Consider the following 11,841-nt stretch of genomic DNA (forward strand, 5'->3'; position numbering starts at 1 on the left):
CTGGCACCTCTGCGTCCTCAGTCGTCGAGTCAGGGTCGCCACCAGCCAATCGGAAGCACGGGAAGAGATGTCGGCACCGAACAAGTCGTACGACCCAGTCGAGGTCGAGGCACTGAAACCGGAAGAGATCGAGCGCATGCGGGACGAGGCGTTCGCCGCCTTCGCCGCCGCCGGCGACCTCGACGCGCTCGCCCAGGCGAAGACCGCGCACACCGGTGGTACCTCGCCCCTGTCGCTCGCCAACCGGGAGATCGGCGCCCTGCCGCCCCAGGCCAAGGCGGAGGCCGGCAAGCGCGTGGGCATGGCCCGCGGCGCCGTCTCCAAGGCGCTGGCCGCCCGCCAGGCCGAGCTGGAGGCCGAGCGTGACGCCCGGGTGCTCGTCGAGGAGGCCGTGGACGTCACGCTGCCCTACGACCGCACCCCGGCCGGTGCGAGGCACCCGCTCACGACCATCATGGAGCGCGTCGCCGACGTCTTCGTGGCCATGGGCTACGAGATCGCCGAGGGCCCCGAGGTCGAGGCCGAGTGGTTCAACTTCGACGCCCTGAACTTCGTGCCGGACCACCCGGCCCGGCAGATGCAGGACACCTTCTTCGTCCAGGGCGCCGACGGCGCCAGGAACGACGAGTCCGGCGTCGTGCTGCGTACCCACACCTCGCCGGTGCAGGCCCGCTCGCTGCTCAGCCGCAAGCCCCCCGTCTACGTGGTGTGCCCGGGCAGGGTCTACCGCACCGACGAGCTCGACGCCACGCACACCCCGGTCTTCCACCAGATCGAGCTGCTCGCCGTCGACGAGGGCCTCACCATGGCGGACCTCAAGGGCACCCTCGACCACATGGTCCAGGCGCTCTTCGGCCCGGACATGAAGACCCGGCTGCGTCCGAACTTCTTCCCCTTCACCGAGCCGTCCGCCGAGATGGACATGGTCTGCTACGTCTGCCGCGGCGAGTCCGTCGGCAACCCGGACCGTCCCTGCCGCACCTGCGGCAGCGAGGGCTGGATCGAGCTCGGCGGCTGCGGCATGGTCAACCCCAAGGTGCTCGTCGCCTGCGGCGTGGACCCCGAGAAGTACAGCGGATTCGCCTTCGGGTTCGGCATCGAGCGGATGCTGATGTTCCGCCACAACGTAGAGGACATGCGAGACATGGTCGAGGGTGACGTCCGGTTCACCCGGCCGTTCGGGATGGAGATCTGATGCGCGTCCCGCTTTCCTGGCTGCGGGAGTACGTCGACCTGCCGGCGACGGAGACCGGCCGTGACGTACAGGCCAAGCTCGTGTCCGTGGGCCTCGAGGTCGAGACCGTCGAGCAGACCGGTGCGGGCCTCAAGGGCCCCCTGGTCGTCGGGCAGGTCCTGACCATCGAGGAGCTGGAGGGCTTCAAGAAGCCCATCCGCTTCTGCACCGTCGACGTCGGCACCGCGAACGGCACCGGCGAACCGCAGGAGATCGTCTGCGGCGCCCGCAACTTCTCCGTCGGCGACAAGGTCGTCGTGGTCCTGCCGGGCGCGGTGCTGCCCGGCGACTTCGCGATCGCCGCCCGCAAGACGTACGGCAAGACGTCGCACGGCATGATCTGCTCCACCGACGAGCTCGGCATGGGCGACGACGGCACGCACGGCATCATCGTGCTGCCGCCCGAGTACGAGCCCGGCACCGACGCGATCGAGCTCCTGGAGCTCGTCGACGAGGTCCTCGACATCGCCGTCACCCCGGACCGCGGCTACTGCCTGTCCATGCGCGGCGTCGCCCGCGAGACCGCCACCGCGTACGGGCTGCCGCTGCGCGACCCCGCGCTCCTGGACGTACCGCCGCCCAACGCGCACGGCTACCCGGTGAAGGTGTCCGACCCGATCGGATGCGGCAACTTCACCGCGCGCACGGTCACCGGTCTGCGGCCCGAGGCCCGCTCCCCGATCTGGATGCAGCGCAGGCTGCAGAAGGCCGGGATGCGCAGCGTCTCGCTCGCCGTCGACATCACCAACTACGTGATGCTCGAGCTCGGCCAGCCGCTCCACGCCTACGACCGCACCCGCGTCCAGGGAACGATCGGTGTGCGCCGCGCCCAGCAGGGCGAGAAGCTCACCACGCTCGACGGCGCCAAGCGGATCCTCGACGCCCAGGACCTGGTCATCACCGACGACCGGGGTCCCATCGGCCTCGCCGGTGTGATGGGCGGCGCCGACACCGAGATCGCCGACCACGCCGAGGACACCGGGACCACCGAGGTCGTCATCGAGGCCGCGCACTTCGACGCGATCGCCATCGCCCGCACCGCGCGACGCCACAGGCTCAGCTCGGAGGCGTCCAAGCGCTTCGAGCGCGGCGTCGACCCGCAGGCGGCGGCCGCCGCCGCGCAGCGCACGGTGGACCTGCTGGTCCTCCTCGCCGGCGGCACCGCCGAAGCCGGGGTCACCGAGATCAGCGCCCCCTCGGCGCCCCGCAGCATCGCGATGCCCGCGAACCACCCCGACCGGGTGGCCGGTGTCGCCTACGGTCGCGAGACCGTCGTACGCCGCCTCCAGCAGGTCGGCTGCGACGTCTACGGTCAGGACGAGCTCATCGTCACGGTGCCCTCCTGGCGCCCCGACCTGGCCGAGCCCAACGACCTGGCCGAAGAGGTCATCAGGCTCGAGGGGTACGAGAACCTCCCCTCCACCCTGCCGACCCCGCCGTCCGGCCGCGGGCTCACCGACCGGCAGCGGCTGCACCGCCGCGTCGGCCGAGCCCTCGCCGGTGCCGGTTACGTCGAGGCGCTCAGCTACCCGTTCATCGGTGACGCCGTCCTCGACCAGCTCGGCCTGGAGAAGGACGACGCCCGCCGCCGCACGGTCACCCTCGTCAACCCGTTGTCCGACGAGGAGCCCGCGCTGCGCACCACGCTGCTGCCGGGCCTTCTCGGCGCACTGCGGCGCAACGACGGCCGGGGCAGCCACGACCTGGCGCTCTTCGAGACGGGCCTGGTGTTCAGGCCGACCGGCGAGGAGACCAAGGCCGTACGCCTCCCGGTCGACCGCCGTCCCACCGACGAGGAGATCGCCGGACTGGACGCCGCGCTCCCGCGCCAGCCGCGCCGCGCCGCCGTCGTCCTAGCGGGCGCCCGCGAGCAGGCCGGCTGGTGGGGCACGGGACGCCCCGCCACCTGGGCGGACGCCGTCGAGGCGGCCCGTACCGTCGCGGCCGAGGCGGGCGTGGAGGTCACCGTCCGCGCCGACCGGCACGCACCGTGGCACCCCGGCCGGTGCGCCGCGCTGTACGTCACGGTGAACGGCGAGGAGACCCTCTTCGGACACGCGGGCGAACTGCACCCGCGGGTCGTCAAGGCGCTCCACCTGCCCGAGCGGACCTGTGCCGCGGAGGTCGAGCTGGACGTCCTGGAGCGGGCCGTCGACGGCGCGCTCCAGGCACCCCGGATCTCCACCTTCCCGGTGGCGACCCAGGACGTCGCGCTCGTCGTGTCCACGGAGGTCACCGCGGACTCGGTGGAGAAGGCGCTGCGCGAGGGCGCAGGCGACCTCCTCGAGTCGCTGAGGCTGTTCGACGTCTTCACCGGCGAGCAGATCGGTGAGGGGAACAAGTCCCTGGCGTACGCGCTGCGATTCCGTGCCCCGGACCGCACGCTGACCGTCGAGGAGGCCACGGCCGCCCGTGACGCCGCGGTGGCCCTGGCCGCCGAGCGTACCGGCGCGGTGCTGCGCGGGGCGTAGTCACCCCGGAGCTGAGAAGGGGCGTATCCGGCCACCGGATACGCCCCTTCTGCTCTCGCCGGGCGGTGTGTGGACCGTACGCGGACCCGTCTGTCATCGGGGCAGTGGGCCGTACGGTCCGGCGCCTCCCGCCCTGCCACGGAGTGTCGGGCAGGCCGGCAGGACGGTCGGCGCGGGTGCGGGTCGTCAGACTTTACGAGGGGGAGCCGACGACCCGGCCGCCTCTTGCGAGGCACTTATTCAAGCGAGCGCCGGCCCGGCGCGGCAGAGTGCACAGCGGGACGGTTCGGGCATTGCGTTCACACCCCGTGTGAACCGTGCTCCACTAGGCTCATTGCGACACGCACATGGGGGGGGCAATGGAGCCCAACGTCCTGCTCGAATCCCTGATCGACGAGGCGGGTGTGTCCCGCGCCGGTCTCGCCGGCCGGGTCAACCAGGCCGGCCGTGCCCGTGGGCTGTCCCTCAGGTACGAGCACACGGCGGTCGCCCGCTGGCTCAGAGGACAGCGCCCACGTGGGCAGGTCCCGGACCTGATCTGCGAGGTGCTCGCGGCGCGGCTGGACCGGCCCGTCACGCTCGACGACATCGGGATGGGCGTGGAGGGGACACGTGCCACCGAGTCCCACGGCGCCGGACTCCCCGGGTTCGTCGAGCACGCCACCGCGCTCTGGCGCTCCGACGAGCAGCAGCGCCCGCACCTCGCCGCGGCCCCGGCCGTGTCGGGAACCACGGCCGTGATGCCGGTCTGGGAGTGGGAGAACCCGCCCGAGGACACCGACGTCTCCCGTCCGGGGCCCGCCCGCGTGACCGCGACGGACATAGCGATGCTCCGTGCCGCCCGCGCCCACTACGAGCAGATGTACCGGAAGGCGGGCGGCATCGCGACGCGGTCCCGTGTCGTCGGCTTCCTCAACGCCGAGACCGCCCCGCTGCTGCGTGGCGGGTACAGCGACGCCACGGGCCGGCAGCTGCACCGCGCGACCGCGGGCCTGGTGGCCGTCGCGGGCATCTGCGCCTACGACTCCGACGCCCACGGGCTCGCCCAGCGCTACTTCCACCAGGCCCTGCGCCTCGCCAAGGCGAGCGGGGACCGGGGGCTCGGCGGCTACGTGATCGCCCTGCTCGTGAACCAGTCGCTCCACCTGGCCGAGTACCGCCGGTCCGTGGCCTTCGCCGAGGCCGCCCTGCGCGCGGCCGGCCCGCACATCACCCCGGCCCTGGCCGCCGATCTGCACGCGATGCAGGCCAAGGCCTACGCCCGGCTCGGGGACCAGCGATCCGCCCTGGAGTGCATCCGCCACGCCGAGGCCGAGGCCGGTCTCATCCGCAGCGGCGGCGAACCGGACGAGACCGGGTACGTCCAGCCGGGCCTCGTCAACATCCAGGTGGCGGAGGCCCTGTTGCGCCTCGGGGACCTCTCCGGGGCCCGGGAGCACGCGACGACGGCCGTACGCGCCCCGGCGCACGACCGGGGCGCCGTGCACCGCCTCGCCCTGCTCGCCCATCTCGAACTCCTCCAGGGCGAGGCGGACAGGGCGGCCGGCACGGCCCGCGAAATGGCCGAACGCGCCCGGGGCATGGAGTCGCAGCGGCTGCGGGACCGGCTCCGTTCGGTACGGGAACATCTGGCGGCGAGCGGCTGCGCCGAGGCAGAGGCGGCGGCGGGCCTCATCGACGGAGCGCTCCGCGTGCCCCTGTGAGCCCCATTCCAGCCCCCGGCGGACGTTCCCTCACGGGGGCGGACCCTGCTCCGATATTGCCATCGACCAGTCGGAAGGTGGCAGAACTGTGCAGTGGACGAACCTGAACGAGCAGACCGTGTACGAGAATCCGTGGTTCCGGGTCAATCTGGCGGATGTGGTCCTCCCGGACGGCCGACACCTGGACCACTTCCTCATCCGGCTCCGCGCCGTCGCCGCAGCGACGGTCGTCAACGAGGCGAACGAAGTCCTGCTCCTGTGGCGGCACCGGTTCATCACGGACAGCTGGGGGTGGGAGCTGGCCGCGGGGGTCGTCGAGGACGGCGAGGACATCACCGCGGCGGCCGCGCGCGAGCTGGAGGAGGAGACCGGCTGGCGGCCCGGTGAGCTGCTCCCGCTGATGACGGTGGAACCGGCGGGCGGGCTCGTCGACGCCCGCCACCATCTCTTCTGGTCCCGGGAGGCGACGTACACCGGCCACCCCGCGGACGACTTCGAGTCCTCGCGCCGCGAGTGGGTCCCGCTGAAGCTGGTGCCGGACATGGTGGCACGTGGGGAGATACCGGCCGCCGGAATGGCGGCGGGGCTGCTGATGCTCCATCACATGCTGCCGGGGTGACGGCGCGGGCCGGGGCGGGGCCTTCGGAGAAGGTGAAGCCCCGGTCCCGTCCGGCGGTTCGCGCGTAGGGCGGCCGCCCGAGCCGCCCCTGCGGCCCCGCTGCCCCGTCCGATCGGCTCGGCGTCGTCCGTGCGGGTGACGGTCCTGACGGCCTCGCCGAAGTCGGCGGTGGGGCCGCGCACCTCGTACGGAACCGACTCGGCGCCGCGCCGCCCCGCCCCGCCGTGCGTGGTCCGGGGCGCCGGGGCCTTGTGGCGCCGTCACGGAAGCCCGGGCGGCTCCCGGCCCGGTGGCCGGATCGGTGCGACTCCGGTGGTCACCACGCGTCGAGCACCGGAGGTATCAGCGCGGCGGTTGCCGTCCGGGTGCGGGTGCGGGTGCGGGTGCGGTTGCGGGCGCGGCGGGTTGGGCCGGGCGCGCCATGATCTCCAAGGCCCCGTGCCCGGAGCTCATTTCGCGGCTTCAGGGGCCACCTCCTCGATGAGCTCTTCGACGAGCTTCCTGATCTCATCGCGGATGGGGCGCACGGCTTCGACGCCTCGACCGGCCGGGTCGTCCAGCTCCCAGTCCAGGTAGCGCTTGCCGGGGAAGACCGGGCAGACGTCGCCGCAGCCCATCGTGATGCAGACGTCCGAGGCTCTCACCGAGTCCACGGTCAGGACCGTGGGAGTAGCCGCCGACATGTCGATGCCGACCTCACTCATCGCCTCGACGGCCGCGGGGTTCACGGAGCCGGTGGGGGCTGATCCGGCGGAGCGGACTTCGACGCGGTCCCCGGCGAGGTGCTTCAGCCACGCGGCCGCCATCTGGGACCGGCCGGCGTTGTGGACACAGACGAACAGCACGGAGGGCTTCTCGGGCATCGCGGTCCCATTCATTCGGGTTCGGGCGCGGAACGGACTCATGTCAGCGTTCGGTGGTGTCAGTGACCACTGATGTGAAAGTATCAGTCCATGATGACGTCAGTCGACACTGAACTGATCCGGGTTCTGGGAGACCCCCTGCGGCTCCGGATCGTGACCCTCCTCGCCCGCGAGACGCTGTGCACCACCCACCTCGTCGAGGAGACCGGTGCGAAGCAGACCAACCTCTCCAACCATCTGAGAGTGCTGCGCGAGGCGGGGATCGTGGAGACCGAGCCGTGCGGGCGCTTCACCTACTACCGGCTGCGGCCCGACGTCATCGCGCAGCTCGCAGACCGGTTCGCCGCGCTGGCCGCCACCGCGCGCACCGCCGTGGAGAACAAGAGGGCCTGTCCGTGACCCGCACCGAACCTGCTGCCACCACCGGGGAATCCTCGGTCGTCGCCAAGTTGTCGACACTCGACCGCTTCCTCGCGGTCTGGATCCTGATCGCCATGGGCCTCGGCCTGGGGCTCGGCCGGCTGATCCCCGGCCTCGACGACGCACTGGCCGAGGTCGAGATCGGCGGCATCTCGCTGCCGATCGCGGTCGGCCTGCTGACCATGATGTATCCGGTACTCGCGAAGGTCCGTTACGACCGCCTGGGCGCCGTCACGGGCGACCGACGGCTGATGATCTCCTCGCTGGTCGTCAACTGGATCGTCGGCCCCGCGGTGATGTTCGCCCTGGCCTGGATCTTCCTCGCGGACCTGCCCGAATACCGCACCGGCCTGATCATCGTCGGACTGGCCCGCTGCATCGCCATGGTCATCATCTGGAACGACCTTGCCTGCGGCGACCGTGAGGCGGCAGCCGTCCTGGTGGCTCTGAACTCCGTCTTCCAGGTCATCGCGTTCGGCGTCCTCGGCTGGTTCTACCTCGACCTCCTGCCCGGGTGGCTCGGCCTCGGCGACGGCCAGTCGCTGGACATCTCCATGTGGAAGATCGCACTGAACGTCGTCTTCTTCCTCGGCGTCCCCCTGCTCGCCGGCTTCCTGACCCGCCGCATCGGCGAGAAGCAGGTCGGCCGCGAGTCCTACGAGAACACCTTCCTTCCCAGGATCGGCCCCTGGGCGCTCTACGGGCTGCTGTTCACGATCGTCGTCCTGTTCGCGCTGCAGGGGAAGACCATCACCTCGCAGCCCCTGGACGTAGCGCGTATCGCGCTGCCGCTGGTGGTCTACTTCGCGATCATGTGGTTCGGAACCTTCCTGCTCGGCAAGGTGATCGGCCTGTCCTACGAACGCACCGCCACCCTCGCGTTCACCGCGGCCGGCAACAACTTCGAACTGGCCATCGCCGTAGCCATCGCCACCTTCGGCGTGACCTCCGGACAGGCGCTCTCCGGGGTGGTGGGCCCGCTCATCGAGGTCCCGGTCCTCGTCGCCCTCGTCCACGTCTCGCTCGCCTGGCGGCGAACGTTCGCAGTCGCGTGACACCCGACACCGGCGTCCGGTGACCGGTGGTGAGTCCCGGAACCGCTGCCGGTCGCGATCCTCGCCACCTGGTCGCGGCGCGGTGCCGTCCGGAAGGATCGCGGGCGGGTCCCGTACCCGGGCGGACGGTGCCGGCACGTATGCGAACGGGCGGGCTCGCGAACTACCGGCCGCGCTGCGGCCCGCCCGGGATCTCCGGCTGACGGGTGGCACGTACCGGTTGGGCGCCCAGATCGAGCATGCCGGACATGCCGGCCACGACGGAGGGTGCGACCTGGTAGTAGACCCACGTCCCACGCTTCTGCGACGTCAGCAGACCGGCCTCCCGCAGCTTCTTCAGGTGATGGGAGACCGTCGGCTGCGAGACGCCGACGTCCGCGATGTCGCAGACGCATGCCTCGCCGGCCGGGTGCGAGGCGATCCGTGAGAAGAGCCGCAACCGCACGGGGTCCGACAGCGCCTTGAACATGGCGGCCATCTTCTCCGCGTCCGCCTGTGACAGCTCGCCTGCCGCTATCGGCGGGCAGCACGGCATCACGGCTTCCTCCTGGAGGACCGGGATCCCCGCACCGTCTGAATTCGACATGCGTCTATATTGACGCTCGTCCAAGCAGGTGGCAAGCTCTTCATATCGACAACCATCGAATCAAAGGGGTCATGGCGCCATGACCGGGGCCCCGCCCGGCGCGGCCTGAGCCTCCGCGCCGCCCCCTTCCGCGACCGCCGCGTGAGGCCGGTGACGGTGCCGTCCGGGTGGCGGGGAACGGGCTGGAGGCCCGGCTGACCGCCGTACCCATGCACGCCGCCCTTCGCCTCCTGAGGAGACCGAGAACCATGAGCACCTCGCAGCTTCCCGTCGTCGTCATCGGAGCCGGTCCCACCGGGTTGGCCGCCGCCGCCCACCTCTTGGAGCGCGGCATCGAGCTCCTCGTCCTGGAGGCAGGTGATACCGCCGGCTCGGCTGTCCGCGAATGGAGTCATGTGCGGCTGTTCTCCACGTGGGGCGAGCTCACCGACCCGGCCGCCGAGAAGCTTCTCGCGCCGACCGGCTGGACCAAGCCCGCGGCGGGCACCTATCCGTCCGGCGGCGAATGGGCCGAGCAGTATCTGCAGCCCCTCGCCGGCCTTCTCGGCGACCGCGTCCGGTACAGCGCCACGGTCACCGGGGTGTCCCGAAGCGGCCGTGACCGCATCGTCGACGCGGAGCGGGAGACCCAGCCCTTCGTCGTCCACCTCGCCACCCCCGCCGGCGAGGAGCGCGTCTTCGCCCGCGCCGTCGTCGACGCCTCCGGCACCTGGTCCACCCCGAGCCCCGCCGGCGCCTCCGGCCTGCCCGCCCTGGGGGAAGGGGCGGCGGCCGACCGCATCACCTACCGCGTGCCCGACCTCAGGGATCCGGCCGTCCGAGCCCGCTACGCCGGCAAGCGCACCGCGGTCATCGGCTCCGGCGCCTCCGCCTTCACCGCGCTCGCGTCCCTCGCCGACACCGCGAGGGACGAGCCGGGCACCCACGCGGTCTGGATCCTGCGGCGCGGTATCAGCGGATCCACCTTCGGAGGCGGCAGCGCCGACCAGCTCCCCGCGCGCGGTGCCCTCGGCCTGGCCGCGAAGGCCGCCGTCGACGAAGGCCACGCCGACGCGGTCACGGGCTTCCGTACCGGTGCCGTCGAACGCGACGGCACCGGTCGCCTCATCCTCGTCGGCGAGGACGGTCGCAAGCTCGACCCGGTGGACGAGGTCGTCGTGCTGACCGGGCTGCGCCCCGATCTGTCGTTCCTCTCCGAGATCCGCCTCGGCCTCGACGAACGCCTCCAGGCTCCGACGGAGCTGGCACCGCTGATCGACCCCAACCAGCACTCCTGTGGCACCGTCTACCCGCACGGCCACCGCGAGCTGTCCCACCCCGAACCCGGTGTCTACCTGGTCGGCATGAAGTCCTACGGGCGCGCCCCGACGTTCCTGGCCATGACCGGCTACGAGCAGGTCCGCTCCGTCGCTGCCGCCATCGCAGGCGACACCGAAGCGGCCGACCGCGTCGAACTCACCCTCCCCGAGACCGGGGTCTGCGGCGGCGCCGGACTCTTCGACGACCCCGCCGCAGCCCAGAGCGAGGACGCGGGGTGCTGCGCCGCACCGGCATCCGCCCCGGTGCGGCTCGGCGTGGGCGCCCCCGTCGCCACCCCTGCCGCGGCCGCCGAGGACGCGCCGGCCGGCGGCTGCTGCGGCTCGTGACGGAACCCGGGCACCCCTGAGCGGCACAACGAGCGCGCTCCCACGCGGGGTTGCGCGCGTGGTACGTCACGCCTCGGGTCGGCCCGATCAGGCCGAACGGCAGGCGTCGAGGGCCGCACGCGGCTCCGCCACGGTCGGTACCTCACCGGCGGACCCGGCCGCCTGAGCGCCGGGCCCGCCGACGGGCCGTCACCCGTACGGGTAGAAGCCCGAGCCCGTCTTGCGGCCGAGCCGGCCCGCGTCGACCATCCGCTGGAGGAGCGGGGGAGCGGCGTACAGGGGCTCCTTGTACTCCGCGTACATCGAGTCGGCGACCGAGGCCACGGTGTCCAGGCCGATGAGGTCGGCGAGCTTCAGCGGGCCCATGGGGTGGGCGCAGCCCATCTCCATGCCGTTGTCGATGTCCTCACGGCTGGCGATCCCGGATTCGAACATCCGGATCGCCGAGAGGAGGTACGGGATCAGCAGGGCGTTCACGACGAAGCCGGAACGGTCCTGGGCGCGGATCGCGTGCTTGTCCAGCACGTTCTGCACCACCGCCTCGGCACGCTTTATCGTCTCGTCGGACGTCGTGAGCGCGGGGATCAGCTCGACGAGCCGCTGCACCGGGGCCGGGTTGAAGAAGTGGATCCCGATGACCTGGTCCGGCCGGGAGGTGGCCACGGCCAGCTTCACGAGCGGGATGGAGGAGGTGTTCGAGGCGAGGATGGCGTCCGGCCGGGTCACCACCTGATCGAGTACCTGGAAGATCTCGGTCTTGACCTGCTCGTTCTCGACCACGGCCTCGATCACCAGGTCGCGGTCGGCGAACTCGCCGAGGTCGGTGGTGAAGCTGAGGCGCGCGAGGGTCTCGTCCCGCTCCTCCACGGTGATCTTGCCGCGTTCGGCGGCCTTGGAGAGGGAGTTGTGCAGACGGGTGCGCCCTATCTCCAGTGCCTCGCCGGTGGTCTCAGCCACCCTGACCTCGAGGCCGCTGCGGGCGCACACCTCCGCGATGCCTGCGCCCATCTGGCCACAGCCCACCACTCCGACGCGTGCAATGTCGGCCATAGAGTCCGTCACCTCGTGCCTTTCGCTGATCTCCGTGCGGCAGTCCCCGTGCGTTTCCGGTGCCCGCCTCGACCCCATGACGTTAACCCGCGTTCAGCCTTGGGTGAGCCGCGGGTCGAAGGGTCCTTCGACGGGCATGATCTGCGTCACGCACTATCGATGTGACATACAGGGACAAGCGATATGAAAGGTAC

10 protein-coding genes are annotated in these 11,841 nt (G+C 71.6%); 7 read left to right on the forward strand and 3 right to left on the reverse strand.

Going from position 1 to position 11,841, the window contains the following annotated elements; translation table 11 throughout:
- The first annotated feature begins 67 nt into the window (after nucleotides 1-67).
- The 4 genes from pheS (at nucleotide 68) to ACFXOA_RS03840 (ending at nucleotide 6,027) form a co-directional block, all read left to right on the forward strand.
- A complete protein-coding gene (gene pheS / locus ACFXOA_RS03825; RefSeq protein ID WP_385021968.1) occupies nucleotides 68-1,195 on the forward strand; it encodes a phenylalanine--tRNA ligase subunit alpha in 1,128 nt (375 codons plus the stop codon).
- Nucleotides 1,195-3,705 (forward strand): phenylalanine--tRNA ligase subunit beta, encoded by a 2,511-nt coding sequence (gene pheT / locus ACFXOA_RS03830; RefSeq protein ID WP_385021971.1) that lies wholly within the window; start codon nucleotides 1,195-1,197, stop codon nucleotides 3,703-3,705. The genes pheS and pheT overlap by 1 nt, the downstream gene beginning before the upstream one ends.
- 359 nt (nucleotides 3,706-4,064) lie before the next feature.
- Nucleotides 4,065-5,408, forward strand: a complete 1,344-nt coding sequence (locus ACFXOA_RS03835) for a transcriptional regulator (RefSeq protein WP_385021974.1) — start codon at nucleotides 4,065-4,067, stop codon at nucleotides 5,406-5,408.
- An 88-nt stretch (nucleotides 5,409-5,496) separates the two neighbouring features.
- Nucleotides 5,497-6,027, forward strand: coding sequence for an NUDIX domain-containing protein (locus ACFXOA_RS03840; RefSeq protein ID WP_385021977.1), 531 nt, complete (start codon nucleotides 5,497-5,499; stop codon nucleotides 6,025-6,027).
- A 449-nt stretch (nucleotides 6,028-6,476) separates the two neighbouring features.
- Here ACFXOA_RS03840 and ACFXOA_RS03845 read toward each other — a convergent pair whose 3' ends face one another.
- Nucleotides 6,477-6,890, reverse strand: coding sequence for an arsenate reductase ArsC (locus ACFXOA_RS03845; protein WP_385021979.1), 414 nt, complete (start codon nucleotides 6,888-6,890; stop codon nucleotides 6,477-6,479).
- Between the two features lie 90 nt (nucleotides 6,891-6,980).
- Here ACFXOA_RS03845 and ACFXOA_RS03850 point away from each other — a divergent pair, with 90 nt between their 5' ends.
- Both ACFXOA_RS03850 and arsB read left to right on the forward strand, forming a co-directional pair.
- Nucleotides 6,981-7,289 (forward strand): ArsR/SmtB family transcription factor, encoded by a 309-nt coding sequence (locus tag ACFXOA_RS03850; RefSeq protein WP_385021982.1) that lies wholly within the window; start codon nucleotides 6,981-6,983, stop codon nucleotides 7,287-7,289.
- On the forward strand, nucleotides 7,286-8,365 hold the full coding sequence (arsB, locus tag ACFXOA_RS03855; protein ID WP_385021985.1) for an ACR3 family arsenite efflux transporter: 1,080 nt from the start codon (nucleotides 7,286-7,288) through the stop codon (nucleotides 8,363-8,365). Before ACFXOA_RS03850 ends, arsB begins: the two co-directional genes overlap by 4 nt.
- A gap of 163 nt (nucleotides 8,366-8,528) precedes the next feature.
- Here arsB and ACFXOA_RS03860 read toward each other — a convergent pair whose 3' ends face one another.
- Entirely contained in the window at nucleotides 8,529-8,951 is a 423-nt protein-coding gene (locus tag ACFXOA_RS03860; protein WP_385021988.1) for an ArsR/SmtB family transcription factor, read from the reverse strand.
- Between the two features lie 248 nt (nucleotides 8,952-9,199).
- Here ACFXOA_RS03860 and ACFXOA_RS03865 point away from each other — a divergent pair, with 248 nt between their 5' ends.
- Nucleotides 9,200-10,597: an FAD-dependent oxidoreductase gene (locus ACFXOA_RS03865; protein ID WP_385021991.1), complete on the forward strand. Its 1,398-nt coding sequence runs from the start codon at nucleotides 9,200-9,202 to the stop codon at nucleotides 10,595-10,597.
- A gap of 189 nt (nucleotides 10,598-10,786) precedes the next feature.
- Here ACFXOA_RS03865 and ACFXOA_RS03870 read toward each other — a convergent pair whose 3' ends face one another.
- The gene (locus tag ACFXOA_RS03870) at nucleotides 10,787-11,647 is read right to left on the reverse strand and encodes a 3-hydroxybutyryl-CoA dehydrogenase (protein ID WP_385021994.1); all 861 of its coding nucleotides are present in this window, start codon (nucleotides 11,645-11,647) and stop codon (nucleotides 10,787-10,789) included.
- Nucleotides 11,648-11,841 lie beyond the last annotated feature (194 nt).

The sequence above is a fragment of the Streptomyces sp. NPDC059166 genome, assembly GCF_042755185.1.
Classification (GTDB): Bacteria; Actinomycetota; Actinomycetes; order Streptomycetales; family Streptomycetaceae; genus Streptomyces.